The sequence below is a fragment of the Bradyrhizobium sp. AZCC 2176 genome, from assembly GCF_036924645.1.
Taxonomy (GTDB): Bacteria; Pseudomonadota; Alphaproteobacteria; order Rhizobiales; family Xanthobacteraceae; genus Bradyrhizobium.
Genome location: NZ_JAZHRX010000001.1, coordinates 2,656,984 through 2,679,032, shown reverse-complemented (window position 1 = coordinate 2,679,032; position 22,049 = coordinate 2,656,984). Strand labels below are relative to the sequence as shown.

Below are 22,049 nucleotides of genomic sequence, written 5' to 3'. Positions count from 1 at the left end.
CCGTTCACAGGTACCCACACCAATTGCCCACAGGTAAGGAGAAACCGATGTCATTCATGTCCCGGCGTCAACTGATGTTTGCCGCAACCGGTGTCGCTGCCATGGCCGCGACCCCGCGCGTCGTCTTCGCGCAGGCCGCGGCGCCAGCCCCGGCGCCCGCCGCCGCAGCCGGCCCGTTCACGCTGCCGCCGCTGACCTATCCGACCAATGCGTTCGAACCCCATATCGACGCCAAGACGATGGAAATCCATCACGACAAGCACCACGGCGCCTATGTCGACAACCTCAACAATGTCGCCAAAACCAATGCCCAGTTGGGAACGGCGAAGATAGAGGACGTGCTCGGCAATCTGAATGCGCTGGACGACAGCATCAAGTTCACCGTCCGCAACAATCTCGGCGGCCACGCCAACCACACCATGTTCTGGGAAATCATGGGCCCGAACGGCGGCAAGCCCGAGGGCGAGGTGCTGGCTGCGATCGACCGCGATCTCGGCGGCATGGAAAAATTCCAGAACGACTTCAACGCCGCGGGCGGTCGCCAGTTCGGCTCCGGCTGGGTGTTCGTGACCGTCAGCAAGGACGGCAAGCTTGCGATCGAGACCCGGCCGAACCAGGACAACCCGATGATGGACGGCAAGCGCGCCTTGATGGGCAATGACGTCTGGGAGCACGCCTATTACCTGAACTACCAGAACCGTCGCGCCGATTATCTGAAGGCGTGGTGGAATACGGTGAACTGGGCCAAGATCGCGGAACGTTATGCCGCCGCGAAGGCCGGTACGCTCGGCGCGTAATCTGGATTCAGCGGCACGAAAAAGGGCGGCCTTTCGGCCGCCCTTTGTTTTGTCATTGCGTTTCCGCTAAGCCTCAGGCGACCTCGAACCGATCGAGGTTCATCACCTTGTTCCAAGCCGCGACGAAATCCTTGGCAAACTTCTCCTTCGAGTCCGTGCAGGCATAGACTTCCGCAAAGGCGCGGAGCTGCGAGTGCGAACCGAAGATCAGGTCGACGCGGGTGCCGGTCCACTTGACCGCATTGGTCTTGCGGTCGCGGCCCTCATACACGCCGTCGGAGCCGGCGGGCTGCCATTGCGTGCCCATATCGAGCAGGTTGACGAAGAAGTCGTTCGTCAGCGTGCCGGGCTTGTTGGTGAACACGCCATGCTTGGAGCCGCCGAAATTCGCGCCGAGGACGCGCAGGCCGCCGACGAGCGCCGTCATCTCGGGTCCCGTGAGCCGCAGCAACTGCGCCCGGTCCACCAGCGCCTCCTCGGGCTTCATGAATTGAAGCTTCTTGGCGCTGACGTAGTTGCGGAAGCCGTCGGCGCGCGGCTCGAGCGGGGCAAAGGACTCGACGTCGGTCTGGTCCTGCGACGCATCCATGCGGCCCGGCGTGAACGGCACCTTCACATCGAGCCCGGCGTCCTTGGCGGCTTTTTCGACCGCCGCGCAGCCGCCGAGAACGATCAGGTCGGCCAGCGAAACCATCTTGCCGGACTCCTTCTGGATCGCTTCGAGCTTCTGCAGCACCGTCTTGAGCTCGGCCGGCTGGTTGACCTCCCAGTCCTTCTGCGGGCTGAGACGAATGCGTGCGCCATTCGCGCCACCGCGCTTGTCGGAGCCGCGGAACGTCGATGCCGACGCCCATGCGGTCGTGACAAGCTGCGACACCGACAGCCCGGAGCCAAGAATCTTCGCCTTCAGCGCGGCGATATCAGCCTCGCCGATCAGCGGATGATCCACCGCCGGGATCGGGTCCTGCCAGATCAGCGTTTCCTTCGGCACCAGCGGTCCGAGGTAGCGCGCGATCGGGCCCATGTCGCGGTGCGTGAGCTTGAACCAGGCCCGCGCGAAGGCGTCGGCGAACTGGTCCGGATGCTCGTAGAAGCGCCGCGAGATTTTCTCATAGGCCGGGTCGAAGCGCAGCGACAGGTCGGTGGTCAGCATGGTCGGCACATGCTTCTTCGACTTGTCGTAGGCGTCCGGGATCGAGGCTTCCGCGCCTTTCGCCTTCCACTGCTTCGCACCCGCCGGGCTCTGGGTCAGCTCCCATTCGTTTTCGAACAGGTTCTCGAAGAACAGATTGCTCCACTTCGTCGGCGTCTGCACCCAGGTGACTTCCGGGCCGCCGGTGATGGCGTCTCGTCCGACGCCGGTGCCGTGCTTGCTCTTCCAGCCGAGGCCCTGATCCTCAAGCGCACCGCTTTCCGGGTCCGGTCCCACCAGCGACGGATCGCCGGCGCCGTGGGTCTTGCCGAAGGAATGGCCGCCGGCAATCAGCGCGACAGTCTCTTCGTCGTTCATCGCCATGCGGAAGAAGGTTTCGCGGATGTCCTTGGCCGCCGCGATCGGGTCCGGATTGCCGTTCGGCCCTTCCGGATTGACGTAGATGAGGCCCATCTGCACGGCGCCTAAGGGTTCGGCGAGCTGGCGTTCGCCGCTGTAGCGTTCGTCGCCAAGCCAGGTGCCTTCCGGACCCCAGAACAGCTCTTCGGGCTCCCAGACGTCGGCGCGACCGCCGGCGAAGCCGAAGGTCTTGAAGCCCATGGATTCCAGCGCAACGTTGCCGGCGAGAATCATCAGGTCGGCCCATGAGATCTTCCGGCCGTATTTCTGCTTGATCGGCCACAGCAGCCGGCGCGCCTTGTCGAGGTTGGCGTTGTCAGGCCAGCTATTCAGCGGCGCGAAGCGCTGTTGACCCGCGCCGGCGCCGCCGCGGCCGTCCGTGATGCGGTAGGTGCCCGCACTGTGCCACGCCATGCGGATCATCAGGCCGCCATAGTGACCGAAGTCGGCCGGCCACCACTCCTGCGATTCCGTCATCAACGCATGCAGGTCCTTGACCACGGCATTGAGGTCGAGGGTCTTGAATTCCTTGGCGTAATCGAACGCTTCGCCCATCGGATCGGACAGAGTGGAATTGCGGTGGAGAATCGAAACATCCAGAGCGTCCGGCCACCAGTCGCGGTTCTTGGGTCCGCGCGCGCCCGTGAACGGGCATTTGGTTTTGTCATCCATGATCGTCTCCTGGGGTGGTCCCTGTTCAGATTGGCGGCAATCTAAGCACGGCATGTCATCAGGTAAAGTTGATTTTAATGATCGAACCGATAAGATCACCTGATGATCCAGATGACGCTCAGACAGCTTCGCTACTTCGATGCGCTGGCACGTCACGGCCATTTCGGACGTGCCGCAGAGGCGTGTTCCATCTCGCAGCCGGCGCTGTCGATGCAAATCAAGGAAATGGAGGAAACCCTCGGCGGCGTGCTGCTGGAGCGAAGCGCACGGCAAGTGACGCTGACGAAATTCGGCGAAGAGATCGTCCAGCGCGTCCGCGAGATCCTGCGATCGGTCGATGAACTCGGCGATTTTGCACGCGCGTCGCGGGACCGGCTCGCGGGCCGCCTGCGCATCGGGATGATCCCGACGATTGCGCCCTATCTGCTGCCCAAGGTGATCGAGAACCTCGCGCGCATGCATCCGGAACTCGACATTCACGTTCGCGAGACGCTGACGCCGAAGCTGATCAAGGAAGTCGCCGAAGGCCGGCTGGATACGGCGATCGTGGCGCTGCCGGTATCGGAACCCTCGCTGACCGAGGTCGCGTGTTTTTCGGAAAATTTCCTGCTGGTGCGCCCGGGCGAGGATGAGGGAACGCCGGTGCCGAGCCATGAGACGCTACGCGAAATGCGGCTCTTGCTGCTCGAAGAGGGGCACTGTTTTCGCGACCAGGCGCTGTCGTTCTGCAACATGCAATCACCGCCGCGGGAGGTGCTGGACGCAAGCTCGCTGTCGACGCTCGTTCAAATGGTCGGCGCCGGCATCGGCGTTACCCTGATCCCGGAAATGGCGGTGGCGGTGGAAACACGCTCGGCGTCGGTCTCCGTCGCCCGCTTCAGGAATCCGCAACCGTCGCGAACCATCGGCATGGTCTGGCGCAAGACAAGCCCGCTCGCCGCACAACTCCAGCAGATCTCCGAAGTGGTATGCCTCGCCGCCGACGCGTTGCGCGAAGCGCGCACGGCGAAATCACCATCGCGGAAATCGCGAGCCTGACGAGCCAACCGTCTCGGGGATACAAGCCGTGTCACAAATCAGCATCCGACCAGCCCGATCAGACGAATATGACGAGATCGCCCGCGTCTGGATGAACAGCTGGGTCTCGACCGGGCTGGAAGGCGCCAGCGATACGCTGCTGGAAAAATTACGCGCGCGTGTCCCGATGGAAGTGGAAAAGGGCTGGAGCCTTTACGTCGCCGACGGCAATGGCGTGCTGGCCTTGCATCTGTCCAACCTGCGTCTCGACCAGTTGTTCGTCGCGCCGCAATATCAAAGTGATGGTCTCGGGCGGCGCTTGCTTGCCTTCACGCGACAACAATTGCCGGATGAAATCTGGCTGCGCTGCGTGCGCGAGAACGAAAAGGCCTGGCGCTGGTACGAGCGCGAAGGCTTTGCGTTCGAGAGGGAGCAGGTCGAGCCGATGACGGGCTTTGTGATGAAATACTACCGGTGGAAGAAAGAAGGAGCCGCCCCATGATGCGACTCTACTGGTCGCCGCGCTCGCGCCCGATCTCCGCGATCTGGATGCTTGAGGGCGTGCCCGGCGTTCCAGCGCGCGGAGAAGATCGCGGCGGGGTGAGGCGAACTCAAGCGGCCCGGATGGAACGCGTAACTGAAAGAGCGGTTTCCCGATCACGCGACGACGCAAGGGTCCACGTCCTGTGAGTAATCGACGCCGTCGATGCCAAATCCGAACAGGCGAAGGAATTGGCTCCTGTATTCAGGAAGGTCTGCCAATTCGCCGAGCGTTTCTGTGGAGAGGAGGGGCCATCGTCGCGACACCTCCGTCTGAACTTCGGGCGAAAGCTCCCAGTCGTCGAGTCTGACGCGCTGGGCCTCGTCAACTTCGACACTCGGGCCAAGGCGCGTCCGGAACAGGCGGTCGATCTGTTCGATGCATCCTTCGTGGAGCCCGAGCTGCTTCATGACCCTGAACAGCACCGTGCCATAGAGCGGCACCACCGGAATGGCCGAACTCGCCTGGGTGACCACGGCCTTCAGCGCCACCACACGCGCCGCGTCCTGGCCGAGCCGGTTCCGGATCGCTTCCGCCTTGCGGTCGAGATCGACCTTGGCGCGCCCCAAAGTACCTTGCCAGTAGATAGGCCAAGTCAGTTCGCTGCCGATATACGTGTAGTTGAGCGTCCGGAAGCCTGGCGCCAGGACGCCGGCGTCCGCGAGCTGGTCGATCCAGCGCTTCCAGTCATCGCCGCCCATCACCGCCACCGTGGCGGTCGCTTCATCCTCGCTCGCCGGCGTAATGGTCGTCTCGAAGACCTCGCCGGTTTCAGTGTTCAGGGTCTTGATGTCGACGGGGGCGCCGAGCGGCTTGATCGCCGAGCGATACGTCTGGCCCGTGTCCGGATCGGTCCGCACCGGAGCAGCCATGCTGTAGACCAGCAAGTCGAGCTGTCCGAACTTTTCGCGCACACGGTCGATGAAGGTTTTCTTCAACTCGTCGGAGAAGGCGTCGCCCTCCAGCGTGAGGGGAGATCGTCCGATCTTCCGGGCCTCGATTTCAAATGCGCGGTTGTTGTACCAGCCGGCGCTACCTGTTCTGCTTGCTGAGGGCTCGCGCTCCAGTGACACGCCGATGGTGTCTGCCCCTCCGGCGAAGGTCGCAACAATGCGGCTCGCGAGGCCATACCCCGTTGAACAGCCCAGCACAGCGACGCGCTTGGGGCACTCTGGAATGCCCCCCTGACGGAGAACATAAGCGATTTGATCGCGGACGTTTCTGGCGCAGCCGACAGGATGTGCCGTCGTGCAGATGAAGCCTCGCACGCGCGGTTCGATAATCATGCCTACCCCGTTTTGGATCGTTGCAAAGTCACCATCCGCGGCCTGCCGGTCTCTCACCGCAAGCGAGAGGAGGCAAGAACGAAATCACGCATCCATCCGCTTGAACACCAGCGTGGCGTTGGTGCCGCCGAAGCCGAAGGAGTTCGACAGCACAGTGCCGAGCTTGGCGTTGTCGATGCGCTTGCGCACGATCGGCATGTCGGCAAACACAGGATCGAGCTCGGTGATGTTGGCGCTCTCGCAGACGAAGCCGTTGTTCATCATCAAAAGCGAATAGATCGCTTCCTGCACGCCGGTGGCGCCGAGCGAGTGCCCGGTCAGCGCCTTGGTCGCCGAAATCGGCGGACACTTGTCGCCGGTGCCGAACACCCTTCGGATCGCTTCGATTTCCGGGGGATCGCCGGCGGGCGTCGAGGTCGCATGCGGGTTGATGTAGTCGATCGGGGTCTTCACGGTCGACATCGCCATGCGCATGCAGCGCTCGGCGCCCTCGCCCGACGGCGCGACCATGTCGTAACCGTCTGACGTCGCGCCATAGCCGACCACTTCGGCGTAGATGCGCGCGCCGCGCGCCTTGGCGTGTTCGAGCTCTTCCAACACCACCACGCCGGCGCCGCCGGCAATGACAAAACCGTCGCGGCTGATGTCGTAGGGGCGCGAGGCGGTGGCGGGTGTATCGTTGTATTTCGAGGACATCGCGCCCATGGCGTCGAACAGCACCGACAGCGACCAGTCGAGCTCCTCGCAGCCGCCGGCGAAGATCACATCCTGCTTGCCGATCTGGATCGTCTCATACGCGTTGCCGATGCAATGATTCGACGTCGCGCAGGCCGACGAGATCGAATAATTCACGCCCTTGATCTTGAACCAGGTCGCGAGCGTGGCCGACGCCGTCGACGACATTGCCTTCGGCACAGCAAATGGTCCAACCCGCTTCGGCCCCTTGCTTCGCGTGATGTCGGCGGCTTCGACGATGGTGCGGGCGGACGGTCCGCCCGATCCCATGATGATGCCGGTGCGGACGTCGGAGACTTCCTCCGGCGAAAGCCCGGAGTCCTGGATCGCCTGCTCCATCGCGATGTGATTCCACGCCGCGCCCTCGCCGAGGAAGCGCATCGCGCGGCGGTCGACCACGTCGGCCGGATTGAGCGTCGGGGCGCCCTGCACCTGCGAACGGAAGCCCAACTCGGCGTATTTGTCCGCGCGCTTGATCCCGGATTTCGCCTCGTGAAGGCTCGCAAGCACTTCCTGGGTGTTGTTTCCGATGGACGAGACAATCCCCATCCCCGTGATGACAACCCGCCTCATGATCGCCTCGTCCTGCCGTTTCCGTTTGTCCGTGAAGATATTTTGGTTGCGTGATCGCGCTGCTCAGGCAGGCGCGGTGCCCTGCTTGAACAGCCCGACCTTCAGATCCTTGGCGCGATAGATAATCTCGCCATCCATGGAAAGCCAGCCGTCGGCAACGCCAAGCACCAGCTTTGCACGCATCACGCGTTTCATGTCGACGTTGTACACAACCTTGCGGACGTTCGGCAGCACCTGGCCGGAGAACTTCAATTCGCCCAGCCCCAGCGCCCGGCCGCGTCCCTCGCCGCCGATCCAGCCCAGATAGAAACCGACCATCTGCCACATCGCATCGAGGCCGAGACAGCCGGGCATGACTGGATCGTTTTTGAAATGGCAGCCGAAAAACCACAGGTCCGACTTCACATCGAGTTCGGCCCGGATCAGGCCCTTGCCGAACTCGCCACCTTTTTCGGTAATTTCGGTGATGCGGTCGAACATCAGCATCGGCGGCAACGGCAGCTGCGCATTGCCGGGACCGAACATCTCGCCGCGGCCACAGGCCAGCAAATCCTCGTATTCGTAACCGCTGCGCCGTTCCAGCATGGTGTCCAGCCTCTCTCAACTCTCTTAAGATGTCCCGATAGAGCGCTTTTGAGCGAACCGGACCCGTTTCCCTACGGGAGAACGTTTGTTTCCCGCAAATTGGCGCTACTTGGGGTGCTATCGGCATTTGCCTCTGCCGAAATCGCATATGTGGTCCGCGCGCTCTGTAACATAGGCATCAGGGCCCGGCAAAGCACTGGAACGGGCTAAAACGCCGCGTATGCGCGCTGGTTCCTCCTTAACCTTGGGCTGGTTCTAGTTGCGAAAAACTTGCATCTACCTGATTTCCTTTTATATTGGGCAAGAATATTGCCCAAGTTAGCGCGTGTGGTGCCCGAAGTGGACATGAACGACCAAGCCTCGCCCCTGAACGACGACGGTATCGATCCGGCCGCCCGTGCTGCCGGACATCAGCCGGCGTTGACCGGCTGTCCCTGGCACGACGTCAACGAAATGCTGCAGGCCGCCGGTCTCCGGCCGACTCGCCAGCGCATGGCGTTGGGCTGGCTCCTGTTCGGCAAGGGCGCCCGCCATCTGACGGCGGAAATGCTGTACGAGGAAGCAACGCTGGCCAAGGTGCCGGTGTCGCTGGCGACCGTTTACAACACGCTCAATCAGCTTACCGATGCGGGTCTGTTGCGCCAGGTTTCGGTCGACGGCACCAAGACCTATTTCGACACCAACGTCACCGCGCACCACCACTTCTATCTCGAGAACAACCACGAGCTGGTGGACATTCCCGATCCGCATCTGGTGCTGTCGAAGATGCCCGACGTGCCGGAAGGCTATGAAATCGCCCGCGTCGACATGGTCGTGCGGCTGCGCAAGAAGCGCTGATCCTCAATCACTGCCATTCCTATTCAGTCGTCATGCCCGGGCTTGTCCCGGGCATCCACGTCTTTGTTTCAAATCAGCAAGAAAGACGTGGATGGCCAGGACAAGCCCGGCCATGACGAAGAATCACCAGGTCGCGCGGGTAAACAGGCGAGCTTAGCTCACTCCACCTTCTCGTCGGCGTAGACGCCCCACAGCCTTTGCTGCTCGATCCAGCCGTCAAAGCCGTTGCCAATCACGCGGCACCAGCCATTGGCGCATTTCTTGACCTGGGCGACGACCCCGACCTGCAGGCGGGCCGCAATCGCGCTGGCGGGATCCGGACGGTCATAGAGCGGGGCCAGCCCGTCCTTGGTCTTCATGGTGACGACCGCAGTGCGGCGACCGGACAGTAGCGAATGATAGACCCAGCCCTCCGAGCCTTCGGAATCGCGCACGCGGCGCCAGTTCTCGAACTCGGCGGTGATTTCGACCGGCAGGCCCGAACGAGTATAGACCCAGGCGACGTCGTTATCCTTGGTCGGACCGGCCCGGACATTCACATGGTCGGATTTGAGGCTGACATATCGCGGCACCGGCAGGCCGCTCGTGGTGATGGCCGAATCCTTGGCCGAGAATCCTGTGCTGACCGATGCCAAAAGCCAGCATCCCGCCAGCACCGCCACCGAACAGAAACGCCCCAACGCCATCAACCCGTCTCCTGCCGAGCTACCCGCAACCCGAATTCTTCGAGTCGAAAACGCCCGCTAACGCCCGAAAAACCCCAGACCCCTGTGCCCCGCTCTGGTCGCACCCCGGCTTGCGAACGTCCGAGGGGTTCTTGTCTTGGCCCGGCCTTCTGATAGAGAGGACGGAACGTCAAGAACCAGAACGCCCGGATTCTTTGCCTAAAATCCAAGGCAAGTATTGGGGAACCCAAGAGACTTACCCAAGAGACTTACCCAAGGGACTTACCTAAGGAAACAGCCGGATACCGGGACCGCGTGGCCATCGCAGTGTCGAACAACCGGGTTAATGAGGTCTGAACGGCGCGCTTCTCGCCGTCCCTCATGAGAGCAGAACATGTCGGTCAAGAAAAAACCTCTCGTCGTCGTCACCCGCAAGCTGCCGGACTCGATCGAGACCCGGATGCGCGAGCTGTTCGACGCGAGGTTGAATCTCGACGACACACCGATGACGCCGGAACAGATCGCGGACGCGGTCCGCACCGCCGACGTGCTGGTGCCGACCGTCACCGACATGATCAGCGAAGGGATCCTGAAAGATCCCGACTGCAAGCTGCGCATGATAGCCAATTTCGGCAACGGCGTCGACAATATCGACGTCACGGCCGCGCATGCGCGCGGCATCACGGTGACCAACACGCCGAAAGTGCTGACCGAAGACACTGCCGACATGACCATGGCGCTGATTCTTGCGGTGCCGCGGCGGCTGATCGAGGGCTCCACCATCCTGACCGAGGGCAAGAACTGGGAGGGGTGGTCGCCGACCTGGATGCTCGGCCACCGGATCGGCGGCAAGCGGCTCGGCATCGTCGGGATGGGCCGCATCGGGCAGGCCGTGGCCCGCCGGGCGCGCGCCTTCGGGCTGCAGATCCACTATCACAACCGCCGCCCCGTAGCGCCCATAATCGCCGAGGAGCTCGGCGCGACCTATTGGGAAAGCCTCGACCAGATGCTGGCGCGGATGGACATCATCTCGGTGAACTGTCCGCATACGCCGGCAACCTACCACCTGCTCTCGGCGCGGCGGCTGAAGCTGATCCGAAAAGACGCCTACATCGTCAACACCGCGCGCGGCGGGGTGATCGACGAGGACACGCTGATCAAGCTGATCGAAGCCGGCGACATCGGCGGCGCCGGCCTCGACGTCTATGAGCACGAGCCCGCGGTCAATCCAAAGCTGGTGCGGCTCGCCAAGGCCGGCAAGGTGACGCTGCTGCCGCATATGGGCTCGGCCACCATCGAAGGCCGCGTCGAGATGGGCGAGAAGGTGATCATCAACATCAGAACCTTCCTCGACAACCACAAGCCGCCGGACCGCGTGCTGCCCAGCATGCTGTGAGTTCTGAGCACCCGTAGCGCATGTAGCCCGGATCGAGCCAACGGGGCGCGCATTCGCGCGACCCGTTGGCTCGATCCGGGCTACGGCACTATCTGTTTTTCCGCCGCTCCCGCTTCCGCCACTCCGCGACAAAGGCCACGAAGGCGGCGAGCGCCGGCGGGGGTTGGCGGCGACTCGGGTAGTACAAGAACGGCCCGGGGAACGGTGGGCACCAATCGTCGAGCACGCTGACCAGCGCGCCCGACTTGATGCCGTACCGGACGTAGCCCTCGAACGTCAGCCAGAAGCCTGTACCGTCATGGACGGCACGTAGCGCCAGGCCTAGATGGGTCGCGATCAGCTTGGCTGGCGGTGAAACCTTCACAACACGACCACCCTTCTCGAATTCCCAGTCCAGCATCGCGCCGCTGCCGAAGCGGGTGCGGATGCAGGCGTGATCGAGCAGGTCCTTCGGATGTTTCGGCGCTCCATGCTGCGCCACGTATTCGCGCGAGGCCACCACCGCATAGCGCTGCGGCGCCCCGAGCGAGACCGCGATCATGTCCTGCGCCAGATGCTCGCCGTAACGCACGCCGGCGTCAAAACCTCCGGCCACGATATCGACGAACGAACTCTCGCCGACGATCTCCATGTCGATTTTGGGATGCGCTGCAAGAAACGGCGCGACCATCGGCGCCAGCACCAGATCGATCGCCGGCGGCGGCGCGTTGATGCGCAGACGCCCGGACGGCACGGCCCGCAGGCCGCGCACCTGATCGAGCGCCGCGCCGACATCCGACATCGCAGGGCCGACACGGGCCAACAACAACTCGCCGGCTTCGGTGAGGGCTACGCTGCGCGTGGTGCGGTTCATCAGGCGAACGCCGAGCCGCTCCTCCATGTCGCGCAGGCGCTGGCTGAGGCTCGAAACGGAGATGCCCTGCTCGACCGCGGCACGGCGGAAATTCCGGGTGCGCGCCACGGCAACGAAAGCATCGAGGTCGCGGAGGTCGAAATCCTTCATTGTTCGATATACTGAACACGCTATTTATGATTGTCCAGCTTATCCGCGCGACCCAAATCCCTCATATCGGCCTCGTCATCACGGCGCGGATGTCCGCCGCCGGTTTCGAGGAGAACCACTATGGAAAAACGCAAACTCGGCTCCACCGGGCCTACTGTCTCCACCATCGGCCTCGGCTGCATGGGCATGTCGGACTTTTACGGCCCGGCCGACCGTAGCGAGAGCATTGCCACTATCCACGCCGCGCTTGAGGCCGGCATCACCCTGCTCGATACCGGCGACTTCTACGGCATGGGCCACAATGAAATGTTGATCCGCGAGGCGCTCGCCGGCCGCAATCGCGACAACCTCCAGATCAGCGTCAAGTTCGGCGCGTTGCGCGATCCCGCGATGGGCTTCCGCGGCATCGACTGCCGCCCCGCCGCGGTGAAGAATTTTCTCGCCTACTCGCTGCAACGGCTCGGCGTCGAGACAATCGATATCTATCGTCCCGCGCGGCTCGACCCGTCGGTGCCGATCGAGGAGACGATCGGCGCCGTCGCCGACATGGTGAAGGCCGGACACGTCAAGCACATCGGACTGTCGGAGGTCGGCTCCGACACCATTCGCCGGGCGCACCGCGTGCACCCGATCGCCGACCTGCAGATCGAGTATTCGCTGATCGCGCGCGGCATCGAGAACGGCATCTTGAACACCTGCCGCGAGCTCGGCATCGGCATCACCGCCTATGGCGTGCTGTCGCGCGGCCTGATCAGCGGGCATTGGTCAAAGGACCGTTCGGAGGCGCGGGATTTCCGCCAAGCGAGCCCACGCTTTCAAGGCAGCAACCTCGATGCGAACCTGGCCTTGGTCGAACCCTTGCGCGCCGTCGCCGACAGCATCGGTGCAACGCCTGCACAGGTCGCGATCGCCTGGGTGGCCACGCAAGGCAATGACATCGTACCGCTGGTCGGGGCGCGGCGACGCGATCGGCTGACGGAAGCGCTTGGCGCGCTCGCCGTCAAATTGACGCCTGCGCATCTCTCCACGCTCGCCTACGCATTTCCGCCTGAGGTCGCCGCCGGCACGCGCTATGCCGCCGAGCAGATGGCGCATCTCGACAGTGAGAAACGGTGAATGCGATAACGGCCGGTGAATGCTAGGCCGCGTGCCCGCTCAGATCGGTGATGACAGGCGTATCGCCGTTGAGCGGGTTTTGCGGATCGCGCGCGTAGCGCAACGTCTCGAAGCGCATGGCGCGCGCGTCCACCATCACCAGCCGTCCGACCAGGCTCTCGCCGAAGCCGACGATTTCGCGGATCGCCTCCAGCGCCATCATCGAGCCCAGCATGCCCGCCAGCGCGCCCATCACGCCGGCCTCGGCGCAGGCCGGCACGGTGCCGGGTGGCGGCGGCTCGGGAAACAGGCAGCGGTAGGTCGGGTTGAACTCGCCCTGCTCGTTGCGCTCATGGGCTCGGATGGTGGTCAGCGATCCGTCGAACTGGCCGAGCGCCGCCGTGATCAGCGGCTTGCCGGCAAAGAAGCAGGCATCGGAAACCAGATAGCGGGTTTCGAAATTGTCGGAGCCGTCGAGCACGAGATCGTAGCCGCCGATCAGCGACATCACGTTCTTTGCATCGAGACGCACCGCATGCGCCTCGAAGTGAACATGGGGATTGAGCGCGTGAATCACTTCGGCGGCGCTGTCGACCTTGCGCCGTCCGATATCGGGCGTGGTGTGGATGACCTGGCGCTGCAGGTTGGACAGCGAGACGATGTCGTCATCGACGGCACCGAGCGTGCCGACGCCGGCGGCCGCCAGATACATCAGGACCGGCGCGCCGAGGCCGCCGGCGCCGATCACCAGCACCGACGCCTCTTTCAGCGCGGCCTGCCCCGGGCCGCCGACGTCGCGCAGCACGATATGGCGGGCATAGCGCTCGAGTTCGTCAGCCGTCAGCATGATCGCACTACCTCAATCAATCCCCTGAACCGGGGCGCGGTTGTTGCCGACTAAGCAGATGTGCTTAATTGGCGCGACGTCAATGACCGCTCCCTATTCCACTCCGGCATTGTCCTGGATTTGTCATGAGATCGGTGCTTTCGGCAACATTGATGACCGCGGCCTTAGGTTTGGCCGCTTCGCAGGTCCAGGCGCAGATGATGCCGCCGTCCACGGCAGGGGCCAAGCCCAAGCCGGTCACGACGGTGCCGATCCGGCCAGCGCTGCAGAGGCCGGAGGATACGGCCAAGGCATTGGGGCAGGCCGAGCGACTGGCGCTGCAGTCGGATCTCGCCTGGGTCGGGCAATATAACGGCGCCATCACTGGCGACGCCAGCGAGCGCATGGTCAATGCCATCAAGGAATTCCAGAAATCCCGCGGGGCCAAACAGACCGGCGTGCTCAATCCGCAGGAGCGCGGTATTCTCGGCGATACCGCCAAGAAAAAGCAGGAAAGCGTCGGCTGGAAGATCGTTACCGATCCCGGCACCGGCGTGCGCTTGGGCATCCCCACCAAACTGGTGCCGCAGCAGGCCAGCGACGCCAACGGCACCAAATGGACCTCGCCGACCGGCACGATCCAGATTCAACTGGCGCGGCGCAAGGAAGCCGGCCCCGTCACGGCAAAGCTCGCCGAGCGCGAGAAGAAAGAGCCGGGGCGCAGCATCGACTACACCGTGGTCAAGCCGGACTTCTTCGTGCTGTCCGGCCTGCAGAGCCTGAAGAAATTCTATCTCCGCGGCACCTTCAAGGGCGACGAGGTCCGCATCCTCACCATCCTCTACGATCAGGCGACCGAGAATACCGTTGAGCCGGTCGTGATCGCGATGTCGAGCGCGTTCAACGCGTTTCCGGCCGCCGTGCAAGCGGCGGGACCTCTCCCGCGCAAGACCGTGGAATATGGCACCGGCGTCGTCGTCGGCGATGACGGCGCGATCATCACCGACCGCCAGATCACCGACGGCTGCCTCACGGTCGCGATCGCAGGGCTTGGCAATGCCGACCGCGTCGCCGAGGACAAAGAGCACGATCTCGCGCTATTGCGCATCTATGGCGCGCGCGGGCTGAAGGCGCTTAATCTCGCCAACGCCGCCACCAGGACGGCGCTCGACCTCACCGGCATTGCCGATCCGCAGAACCAGGGCGGCGGCGCCGCCGTGACCAGTGTGAAAGCTTCGGTGGCCCAGCTTGGCGGCGGCAGCGACATCGCGCTGACGCCCGCACCGGCGCTCGGCTTTTCCGGTGCGGCGGCGCTCGATGCCGACGGCAGGTTTGCCGGCATCGCGCTGTTGAAGCCGGTTCAGGTGGCGGGCCCCACCAATGGCGTGCCGGCGGCGCAGGCCGTGCTGGTGACCGCCGAAACGCTGCGCGACTTCCTCAAGGCAAATGGCGTCAACGCAGCCGGCGGATCGAGCGATGCGAAGGCGTCGGTGGTCCGCGTGATCTGCGTGAGGAAGTAAGTCACTCGTGTCCCGGACGCGGTGCAGCGCATCAGCGCTGCTCCGCAGAGCCGGGACCTATGCCGCACCAGCAAGTTGTCGTTTTTTCATCGGGCGCAAAAGCGCCGCCCGGCAGTATTTGCCCGGATGACCACAATTCCATAATCGGGCATCATTGCAAGCTGACTGATTCGGACTACCGCGATCCCCTGACCTTTGGATCGGGCTGGGCACGTCTGAACGAGCGCGTAACTCGGCGTCGCAGAATGCGGCGCAGCTCGTGTGGCGTAACCCCAATGCCTGAAAGCCATCCAAAGGATCTGAAATGCAGACGATCGTATTGGCCACCCAGAAGGGGGGCTCCGGCAAGAGCACGCTCGCCATCAGCCTTGCGCTTGCCGCCATCCGGGCCGGGCACAATGTCCGCCTGATCGAGACCGACTCGCAGGGCACGCTTTCGAACTGGCAGCGCCGGCGCCCCTGTGCCGCGCCGGTCGTCGAGCCGGTCTACGCGGCCAGGGAGGTCGAACAGCGCCTGCAATCGCTCGACCGCGAGGGCGTGACGGTAGCGATCGTCGATACCGCCGGCGGCGTCAGCGCCGCGACCAATTCAGCCATTCGCTATGCCGATCTGTGTCTGATTCCGACGCGCCCGAGCATCGCGGACATCGAAGCGACTGCCGCGACGCTCAGCGTCGTCAGGGCCTGGCACAAGCCGTTCGCCTACGTTCTGAACCAGACCCCGATCCGGGGCTCGCGCCTCACCAGCGCGGAGAATGCGCTGAGCGACGAGGCCGCGCGCGACATCGCCGAAATCATCGCCAGACCGTTCATCGTGATGCGCAACGATCACCAGGACGCGTTAAGCGCCGGCGTTGCGGTCTGCGAATACGCGCCGACCGGCAAATCCGCCGAGGAAATCCGCAGCCTCTGGCAGTGGATCGAGGCAAGGTTGGGCAACGCGGCGGCAGCTAGCGACGAGCCGATCATCGAGAAGTCGGTGGAAACGCCAGCGATTCTTCCCGCATTGGCCGCGCTCCCGTCCATCGGAACCGACAGCGCTCTCTTCCTGAGAGTGCCGGCCCGAAGCTGACATCCCGCTTCGCGCAATGTCATTACGCGAAGCGACGGCAGAAGTAATCCAGCCACCAGCCCCCGCTGGATTTGCTTCGCTTCGCTACAAATCCCGACGCAGCCAATTTTTCCGCGTCAAGCGCCATTTTTCCGCGCGCGTCTGGCCGTTGTGATGGGGAATCTCGATATAGCCGACGAATTCGGCGCCGGTCTTCTGCTTGACCCGGCGTGACGCTTCATTGGTAACGGCATTACAGAAGTGCAGGACGTCGACGCCCAGGACGCGGAAGGCAAAATCGTTCACCGCCGTGACGGCTTCGGTCATCAGGCCCTGATTCCAATAGCGCTCCGCAAGCCAAAATCCACGGTTGCCCTTTGGATCGTCTACCCATGGGCGCAGGCGAATATTCCCGATCGCCTCGCCGTCACCGCCGCGCAGCACCAGCATCCAATTATAGATCACTTCCCCCGCGGCGACCCTCTCCAGCTCCCTCGCGATGAAAGTCTCCGCGCCGTCCTCCGGATATGGCCAGGGAACGACCTGCGCGAGATGCTGGATGATGTTCCAGTTGTTGAAATGGCGCTGGATCGCCGGCGCATCCGAGAGCGCAAGCGGCCGCAGGATCAGTCGCTCCGTTTGAAGCGTCGGTGTAATGGTTATTTCTGACATTTCGGACACCAAAAAGTCGATCGGCCGTTCTGAACGAAGCGCCGGACGATGCCGCCGCAGCCCTTGGTCTGGCACTTCTCGCCCTCGCGGTCATATACCCCGAACGAATGCTGGAAATAGCCGAGTTCGCCCGAGGTCAGGCGATGATCGTTGATCGAGGAGCCGCCGGCCTTGATCGCCTGATTGAGCACCGAATGAATCGCGTTCACCAGCCGCCCGGCGTGATCGGTCGGCTCGCCCTGCTTGGTCGACAGCGTCGCGGCCAACCGGCGTGGCGAGAGATGCGACCGGTACAGCGCCTCGCAGACATAGATATTGCCGAGCCCTGCGACCACGCGCTGGTCTAGCAGCGCGGCCTTCAGGCTGGTCTTCTTGTTGAAGCACGAGCGCGCCAGCATCGCGGCGTCGAATTCGTTGCCGAGCGGCTCCGGGCCGAGGTCCTTCAACAGCGGTTCGTCCTCCAACGCGTTGCGAGCGATGATCTTCATGTAACCGAAGCGGCGCGGGTCATTGAACACGATAGCCGCTCCCGATGACATGTGAAACACCACGTGATCGTGCGCGCGATCCTCGCTTCGCGGATAGTGGAATTGGCCCGGCGTGGTGTCGCCGTTGCCTTCCAGCACCCGGAACGAGCCGGACATGCCCAGATGCATCAAGAGCACGTCGCCCGAGCCAAGATCCGCCATCAGATATTTGGCGCGGCGGCCGAGGCCAGTCACGGTCTGGCCCTCCAGCCGCGCGATAAAGTCTTTTTGAAAGGGAAACCGCAAATCCTTGCGCCGTGCTTCCGCTTTGAGGATTTTCGCCCCCTCCATGGCGGGTTGCAGGCCGCGGCGGACAGTCTCAACTTCGGGCAATTCAGGCATGCAGGCATTCACCTTATGGAAGTGACGTGATAGCGCCATTGCGGCGGGCGCGCTATGGTCGGCCGACGGAGTATGAGTTGATGGATCGGCCGGATCAAACCACCCATTTTGGCTTCAGGGACGTGCCCCTGGGGGACAAGCAGACGCTGGTGAACGACGTATTCCACAGCGTGGCCACCCGCTACGACCTGATGAACGATCTGATGTCGGCGGGCCTGCACCGGGTCTGGAAGGACATCATGATCAATGCGCTGAACCCGCCGAAGGGCGACGCGCCGTTTGCGCTGCTCGACGTCGCCGGCGGCACCGGTGATATCGCCTTCCGCGCGGCCGGGGCGGCAGGCGCCGGCTTCCACGCCACCGTCTGCGATATCAACACCGATATGCTCGAGGTCGGCCGCAACCGCGCCCTGGCGCGGCATCTCGACCACCAGGTTTCCTTCGTCGAGGGCAATGCCGAGGCGCTGGCGTTTCCGAACCGCAGCTTCGACGCCTACACCATCGCGTTCGGCATTCGCAACGTGCCGCGGATCGACGCTGCGCTCCGCCAAGCCTATCGCGTGCTGCGGCCCGGCAGCCGATTCCTGTGCCTGGAATTCTCCACCGTCGACGTCCCCGGGCTCGACCGGCTGTACGACTTCTTTTCGTTCAACGTGATCCCGCCGCTCGGCCGTGCCGTGACGGGTGATGCTGACTCCTATCAGTATCTCGTCGAATCGATCCGGAAATTCCCCCGGCCCAATGCATTTGCCGAGATGATCCGCGACGCTGGCTTTGCGCGGGTGAAGTGGGAAAGCCTCTCCGGCGGCATCGTGGCGTTACATTCGGGCTGGCGTTTGTGATTTCTGCGGCGACCCACATCGCGCGGCTCGTCCGCGCCGCTTACGTGTTCGCGCGCGAAGGCGTGTTCGGCGTGGTCGATCCGAGCCTGGTGCCGCCGCCCGGGCAGCTCGCGCTGCGGCTGGCGCGGCTGATCGAACGCCCCGGCGCCAAATCCGGCCCGCGGCTGTCGCGCGCGCTGACACGGCTCGGCCCCGCTTACCTCAAGCTCGGACAGTTTCTGGCGACCCGGCCCGACGTCGTCGGCGTCGCGATGGCGCGCGATCTGGAAAGCCTGCAGGACCGGCTGCCGCCGTTTTCGCAAAGCGAAGCCGAGGCCGTGATCGCCGCGTCGCTGGAACGCTCTCTGGCTAAAGCGTTTGTCAGCCTCGGCCCGCCGGTCGCCGCAGCCTCGATCGCACAGGTGCATCGCGCCGAGGTCGAGCGTGACGGCGTGCGCCAGCCGGTCGCCGTTAAAGTGCTCCGGCCCAATGTCGCCACGCGCTTCCGGCGCGACCTCGGCGATTTCTTCTTCGTCGCGCACAATGCGGAAGCGCATTCGGCCGAGGCGCGGCGGCTGCGGCTGATCGAGGTCATCAACACGATGTCGCGCTCGGTCGCGATGGAGATGGACCTGCGGCTCGAAGCGGCCGCCCTGTCCGAGATGGCGGAGAACACAAGGGACGATCCGGATTTCCGCGTGCCGGCCGTCGACTGGGATCGCACCACACACAACGTGCTGACGATGGAGTGGATCGACGGCATCGCGCTGAACGACCACGCGCGGCTCAAACAATCGCATGTCGACCTGCCCGATCTCGGCCGCAAGGTGATCCAGAGCTTTCTGCGCCATGCGCTGCGCGACGGCTTCTTCCATGCCGACATGCATCCCGGCAATCTGTTCCTCGACGATACCGGCCGGCTGGTGGCGGTGGATTTCGGCATCATGGGCCGGCTCGGCATGAAGGAGCGGCGCTTCCTCGCTGAAATTCTGCTCGGCTTCATCACGCGTGACTATCGCCGCGTCGCGGAGGTGCATTTTGAGGCCGGCTATGTGCCGGGTCATCACTCGGTCGAGAATTTCGCGCAAGCCATCCGCGCCATCGGCGAGCCGATCCACAACCGCACCGCCGAAGAAATCTCGATGGCGAAGCTGTTGACCCTGCTGCTCGAGGTCACCGGGCTGTTCGACATGCAGACCCGGCCCGAATTGATCCTGCTGCAGAAGACCATGGTGGTGGTCGAAGGGGTCGCGCGAGGGTTCGACCCCAAGCTCGATATCTGGAAGGTCGCCGATCCCGTGGTGCGCGAATGGATCGAGCGCAATCTCGGCCCGCTCGGGCGGATTCAGGGCGCGATGTCCGGCGCCGGCGAACTCGGCCGCGTGATGGGGAGCCTGCCTGCGATCGCCTCGCGGGCGGTTGTCGTGATCGAGAACATGGAGAAGATGACCCGGGAAGGCCTGACGCTGTCGCCGGAGACGATCGCAGCCATAGGCCGGGCCGAGAGCCGCAAGAACCGCTGGCGGACCGTGGCGCTCTGGATCATCGCGGCGACCTTTATCGGGATTCTGGTCGCCATCCAGCACTTGTGATTGCAATGCTGCCCCCATGTGATAGCATTGATTGCATAGCTCGCCGGAGGCACCAATGGCCAGCCTGACCATCCGAAAACTCGACGAAACCGTCAAAGCCTACCTGCGCGTTCGGTCGGCGGGAAACGGCCGTTCCGTCGAGGAGGAAGTCCGGGTCATCCTCGGAGAGCTGACACAGGGACGCCCCGACCTGGCTGGCGCAGCCGCCGCGTCGCCCTCCGCCGACGCCCCAGCGCAGGTCCCACGGCCGCTCACGCCCTCCGGCGAACGGAATGTCACCCTGATCATCGGCGGCGGCATCGCCGCCTACAAGGCGCTGGACCTGATCCGGCGGCTGAAGGAGCGGCACGTCAACGTCCGCTGCGTGCTGACCAAGGCCGCACAGCAATTCGTCACGCCGCTTTCAGCCAGCGCATTGTCGCTTGAGCGCGTCTATACGGATCTGTTCGACCCCGAGAGCGAATTCGATGCCGGTCACATCCGCCTGGCGCGTGAATGCGATCTGATCGTGGTGGCGCCGGCGACTGCCGACTTGATGGCGAAGATGGCGCAGGGCCACGCCGACGATCTCGCCACCGCGATCCTGCTGGCGGCGAACCGTCCGATTCTGCTGGCGCCCGCGATGAACCCCTTGATGTGGAACAACCCCGCCACCCGCCGCAACGTGCTGCAGTTGCGGCGCGACGGCATCCACATGATCGGTCCCAATGCCGGCGAGATGGCCGAAGCCGGTGAAGCCGGCGTCGGGCGGATGTCGGAGGCGATCGAAATCGCTGCCGCCGCCGTCGACATCCTGCGTCCGCCACGCCCGCAGCCGCTGGCGGGCAAGCGCGTCCTGATCACGGCCGGACCGACGCATGAGCCGATCGATCCCGTGCGCTACATCGCCAACCGTTCGTCCGGCAAGCAGGGCTTTGCCATCGCCGCCGCGGCGCGGACTGCGGGCGCCGATGTCACGCTGATCTCGGGCCCGGTCGAATTGCGCGATCCCGCAGGCGTCACGGTGATCCGCGTGGAATCGGCGCGCGACATGCTACATCGCGTGGAAGCCGCCTTGCCGGCTGATATCGCGATCTTCGCCGCCGCCGTGGCCGATTGGCGCGTCGCCAATGAGGGCGAGCAGAAGCTGAAAAAGACCTCTGCCGGCATGCCGCAGCTCGCATTGGTCGAAAACCCCGACATTCTCGCGACGATCGCGCAATTGAAGGACAAGCGCCCGCCGCTGGTGATCGGTTTCGCCGCCGAAACCGAGCATCTGATCGACAACGCCAAGGCCAAGATCGCACGCAAGGGCTGCGACTGGATTGTCGCCAACGACGTTTCGCCCGCGCTAGGGGTGATGGGCGGCGACCGCAACACCATCCACCTGCTGACACGCGATGACTCCAGCGATATCAAGGTTGATTCCTGGCCTGTGATGACCAAGGAACAGGTCGCAACCGAGCTGGTGGCGAAGATCGCAAAGAAGGTGGAGCAGAACTCGTGAGCGCGACCGTGAAAGTCGAAATCCGCCAATTGCCGCACGGCGAAGGTCTCGCGCTGCCGGCCTATCAGAGCGCGGATGCCGCTGGCCTCGATCTGCTCGCGGCAGTGCCGGCGGACACGCCCTTGATCCTGCCTCCTGGCAAATACGCGATGGTGCCGACCGCACTCACGATCGCGCTGCCTCCTGGATATGAGGCGCAGGTGCGACCGCGCTCCGGGCTAGCCGCCAAACACGGCGTCACGGTGCTGAACTCGCCAGGCACGGTGGACGCGGATTACCGCGGCGAAATCAACGTGCTGCTGATCAATCATGGCGATAGGCCATTCCCGATCCGGCGCGGCGAGCGCATTGCGCAGATGGTGATCGCACCCGTCGTGCAGGCGCAACTGGTTCCAGTGGTGTCGCTTTCAACAACCGATCGCGGCAGCGGCGGTTTCGGCTCGACCGGGCGCTGAATC

General features: G+C 63.8%; 21 protein-coding genes. 12 read left to right on the top strand and 9 right to left on the bottom strand.

Annotated elements, in window-relative coordinates; genetic code table 11:
* The first annotated feature begins 47 nt into the window (after positions 1-47).
* Positions 48-797, top strand: a complete 750-nt coding sequence (locus V1288_RS12400; protein WP_334357306.1) for a superoxide dismutase — start codon at positions 48-50, stop codon at positions 795-797.
* Between the two features lie 73 nt (positions 798-870).
* On the opposite strand, the gene katG is transcribed toward V1288_RS12400, so the two are convergent.
* Positions 871-3,021, bottom strand: coding sequence for a catalase/peroxidase HPI (katG, locus tag V1288_RS12395; protein ID WP_334357305.1), 2,151 nt, complete (start codon positions 3,019-3,021; stop codon positions 871-873).
* A 102-nt stretch (positions 3,022-3,123) separates the two neighbouring features.
* Here katG and V1288_RS12390 point away from each other — a divergent pair, with 102 nt between their 5' ends.
* Positions 3,124-4,059 (top strand): LysR substrate-binding domain-containing protein, encoded by a 936-nt coding sequence (locus V1288_RS12390; RefSeq protein WP_334357304.1) that lies wholly within the window; start codon positions 3,124-3,126, stop codon positions 4,057-4,059.
* Between the two features lie 28 nt (positions 4,060-4,087).
* Positions 4,088-4,540 (top strand): GNAT family N-acetyltransferase, encoded by a 453-nt coding sequence (locus V1288_RS12385; protein ID WP_334357303.1) that lies wholly within the window; start codon positions 4,088-4,090, stop codon positions 4,538-4,540.
* Between the two features lie 155 nt (positions 4,541-4,695).
* On the opposite strand, the gene fabV is transcribed toward V1288_RS12385, so the two are convergent.
* From fabV to fabA, 3 genes are all read right to left on the bottom strand, one after another.
* The gene (fabV, locus tag V1288_RS12380) at positions 4,696-5,865 is read right to left on the bottom strand and encodes an enoyl-ACP reductase FabV (protein WP_334357302.1); all 1,170 of its coding nucleotides are present in this window, start codon (positions 5,863-5,865) and stop codon (positions 4,696-4,698) included.
* Positions 5,866-5,949: 84 nt separating this feature from the next.
* The gene (gene fabB, locus V1288_RS12375) at positions 5,950-7,173 is read right to left on the bottom strand and encodes a beta-ketoacyl-ACP synthase I (protein ID WP_334357301.1); all 1,224 of its coding nucleotides are present in this window, start codon (positions 7,171-7,173) and stop codon (positions 5,950-5,952) included.
* Positions 7,174-7,236: 63 nt separating this feature from the next.
* Positions 7,237-7,758, bottom strand: coding sequence for a bifunctional 3-hydroxydecanoyl-ACP dehydratase/trans-2-decenoyl-ACP isomerase (gene fabA / locus V1288_RS12370; RefSeq protein WP_334357300.1), 522 nt, complete (start codon positions 7,756-7,758; stop codon positions 7,237-7,239).
* Between the two features lie 345 nt (positions 7,759-8,103).
* Between fabA and irrA the strand changes: the two genes are divergently transcribed.
* A complete protein-coding gene (gene irrA, locus V1288_RS12365; protein WP_057844747.1) occupies positions 8,104-8,595 on the top strand; it encodes an iron response transcriptional regulator IrrA in 492 nt (163 codons plus the stop codon).
* A gap of 158 nt (positions 8,596-8,753) precedes the next feature.
* On the opposite strand, the gene V1288_RS12360 is transcribed toward irrA, so the two are convergent.
* Positions 8,754-9,281, bottom strand: coding sequence for an SH3 domain-containing protein (locus V1288_RS12360; RefSeq protein ID WP_334357299.1), 528 nt, complete (start codon positions 9,279-9,281; stop codon positions 8,754-8,756).
* A gap of 373 nt (positions 9,282-9,654) precedes the next feature.
* Between V1288_RS12360 and V1288_RS12355 the strand changes: the two genes are divergently transcribed.
* Entirely contained in the window at positions 9,655-10,656 is a 1,002-nt protein-coding gene (locus V1288_RS12355; RefSeq protein ID WP_334357298.1) for a 2-hydroxyacid dehydrogenase, read from the top strand.
* An 88-nt stretch (positions 10,657-10,744) separates the two neighbouring features.
* On the opposite strand, the gene V1288_RS12350 is transcribed toward V1288_RS12355, so the two are convergent.
* The gene (locus V1288_RS12350; RefSeq protein WP_334357297.1) at positions 10,745-11,659 is read right to left on the bottom strand and encodes a LysR family transcriptional regulator; all 915 of its coding nucleotides are present in this window, start codon (positions 11,657-11,659) and stop codon (positions 10,745-10,747) included.
* Between the two features lie 120 nt (positions 11,660-11,779).
* Here V1288_RS12350 and V1288_RS12345 point away from each other — a divergent pair, with 120 nt between their 5' ends.
* Positions 11,780-12,775: an aldo/keto reductase gene (locus V1288_RS12345; RefSeq protein ID WP_334357296.1), complete on the top strand. Its 996-nt coding sequence runs from the start codon at positions 11,780-11,782 to the stop codon at positions 12,773-12,775.
* A 22-nt stretch (positions 12,776-12,797) separates the two neighbouring features.
* Here V1288_RS12345 and V1288_RS12340 read toward each other — a convergent pair whose 3' ends face one another.
* A complete protein-coding gene (locus V1288_RS12340; protein ID WP_334357295.1) occupies positions 12,798-13,601 on the bottom strand; it encodes a HesA/MoeB/ThiF family protein in 804 nt (267 codons plus the stop codon).
* A gap of 125 nt (positions 13,602-13,726) precedes the next feature.
* Here V1288_RS12340 and V1288_RS12335 point away from each other — a divergent pair, with 125 nt between their 5' ends.
* Positions 13,727-15,100 (top strand): serine protease, encoded by a 1,374-nt coding sequence (locus tag V1288_RS12335; protein ID WP_334357294.1) that lies wholly within the window; start codon positions 13,727-13,729, stop codon positions 15,098-15,100.
* 304 nt (positions 15,101-15,404) lie between these two features.
* Positions 15,405-16,172: a ParA family protein gene (locus V1288_RS12330; RefSeq protein WP_334357293.1), complete on the top strand. Its 768-nt coding sequence runs from the start codon at positions 15,405-15,407 to the stop codon at positions 16,170-16,172.
* 84 nt (positions 16,173-16,256) lie between these two features.
* On the opposite strand, the gene V1288_RS12325 is transcribed toward V1288_RS12330, so the two are convergent.
* Together V1288_RS12325 and mutM are read right to left on the bottom strand one after the other, a co-directional pair.
* Positions 16,257-16,823, bottom strand: a complete 567-nt coding sequence (locus V1288_RS12325) for a GNAT family N-acetyltransferase (RefSeq protein ID WP_334357292.1) — start codon at positions 16,821-16,823, stop codon at positions 16,257-16,259.
* Entirely contained in the window at positions 16,811-17,692 is an 882-nt protein-coding gene (gene mutM, locus V1288_RS12320; protein WP_334357291.1) for a bifunctional DNA-formamidopyrimidine glycosylase/DNA-(apurinic or apyrimidinic site) lyase, read from the bottom strand. Before mutM ends, V1288_RS12325 begins: the two co-directional genes overlap by 13 nt.
* A gap of 80 nt (positions 17,693-17,772) precedes the next feature.
* Here mutM and ubiE point away from each other — a divergent pair, with 80 nt between their 5' ends.
* Genes ubiE through dut form a run of 4 tightly spaced genes read left to right on the top strand, consistent with a single transcriptional unit; the run spans position 17,773 to position 22,046 of the window.
* Entirely contained in the window at positions 17,773-18,534 is a 762-nt protein-coding gene (gene ubiE, locus V1288_RS12315; RefSeq protein ID WP_334357290.1) for a bifunctional demethylmenaquinone methyltransferase/2-methoxy-6-polyprenyl-1,4-benzoquinol methylase UbiE, read from the top strand.
* Positions 18,531-20,105, top strand: coding sequence for a 2-polyprenylphenol 6-hydroxylase (ubiB, locus tag V1288_RS12310; RefSeq protein ID WP_334357289.1), 1,575 nt, complete (start codon positions 18,531-18,533; stop codon positions 20,103-20,105). The genes ubiE and ubiB overlap by 4 nt, the downstream gene beginning before the upstream one ends.
* Before the next feature lie 55 nt (positions 20,106-20,160).
* Positions 20,161-21,591, top strand: coding sequence for a bifunctional phosphopantothenoylcysteine decarboxylase/phosphopantothenate--cysteine ligase CoaBC (coaBC, locus tag V1288_RS12305; protein WP_334357288.1), 1,431 nt, complete (start codon positions 20,161-20,163; stop codon positions 21,589-21,591).
* Positions 21,588-22,046, top strand: a complete 459-nt coding sequence (dut, locus tag V1288_RS12300; RefSeq protein WP_334357287.1) for a dUTP diphosphatase — start codon at positions 21,588-21,590, stop codon at positions 22,044-22,046. Before coaBC ends, dut begins: the two co-directional genes overlap by 4 nt.
* Positions 22,047-22,049: the final 3 nt, after the last annotated feature.

Excerpts from the sequence above, each read along its gene's own strand:
- V1288_RS12390 (WP_334357304.1), top strand. The coding sequence starts at position 3,124 with ATGATCCAGATGACGCTCAGACAGCTTCGCTACTTCGATGCGCTGGCA.
- fabV (WP_334357302.1), bottom strand. The coding sequence starts at position 5,865 with ATGATTATCGAACCGCGCGTGCGAGGCTTCATCTGCACGACGGCACAT.
- V1288_RS12400 (WP_334357306.1), top strand. The coding sequence starts at position 48 with ATGTCATTCATGTCCCGGCGTCAACTGATGTTTGCCGCAACCGGTGTC.
- V1288_RS12350 (WP_334357297.1), bottom strand. The coding sequence starts at position 11,659 with ATGAAGGATTTCGACCTCCGCGACCTCGATGCTTTCGTTGCCGTGGCG.
- ubiE (WP_334357290.1), top strand. The coding sequence starts at position 17,773 with ATGGATCGGCCGGATCAAACCACCCATTTTGGCTTCAGGGACGTGCCC.
- irrA (WP_057844747.1), top strand. The coding sequence starts at position 8,104 with ATGAACGACCAAGCCTCGCCCCTGAACGACGACGGTATCGATCCGGCC.
- V1288_RS12325 (WP_334357292.1), bottom strand. The coding sequence starts at position 16,823 with ATGTCAGAAATAACCATTACACCGACGCTTCAAACGGAGCGACTGATC.
- fabA (WP_334357300.1), bottom strand. The coding sequence starts at position 7,758 with ATGCTGGAACGGCGCAGCGGTTACGAATACGAGGATTTGCTGGCCTGT.
- V1288_RS12360 (WP_334357299.1), bottom strand. The coding sequence starts at position 9,281 with ATGGCGTTGGGGCGTTTCTGTTCGGTGGCGGTGCTGGCGGGATGCTGG.
- mutM (WP_334357291.1), bottom strand. The coding sequence starts at position 17,692 with ATGCCTGAATTGCCCGAAGTTGAGACTGTCCGCCGCGGCCTGCAACCC.
- V1288_RS12345 (WP_334357296.1), top strand. The coding sequence starts at position 11,780 with ATGGAAAAACGCAAACTCGGCTCCACCGGGCCTACTGTCTCCACCATC.
- V1288_RS12335 (WP_334357294.1), top strand. The coding sequence starts at position 13,727 with ATGAGATCGGTGCTTTCGGCAACATTGATGACCGCGGCCTTAGGTTTG.
- V1288_RS12330 (WP_334357293.1), top strand. The coding sequence starts at position 15,405 with ATGCAGACGATCGTATTGGCCACCCAGAAGGGGGGCTCCGGCAAGAGC.
- fabB (WP_334357301.1), bottom strand. The coding sequence starts at position 7,173 with ATGAGGCGGGTTGTCATCACGGGGATGGGGATTGTCTCGTCCATCGGA.
- V1288_RS12355 (WP_334357298.1), top strand. The coding sequence starts at position 9,655 with ATGTCGGTCAAGAAAAAACCTCTCGTCGTCGTCACCCGCAAGCTGCCG.
- coaBC (WP_334357288.1), top strand. The coding sequence starts at position 20,161 with ATGGCCAGCCTGACCATCCGAAAACTCGACGAAACCGTCAAAGCCTAC.
- V1288_RS12340 (WP_334357295.1), bottom strand. The coding sequence starts at position 13,601 with ATGCTGACGGCTGACGAACTCGAGCGCTATGCCCGCCATATCGTGCTG.
- katG (WP_334357305.1), bottom strand. The coding sequence starts at position 3,021 with ATGGATGACAAAACCAAATGCCCGTTCACGGGCGCGCGCGGACCCAAG.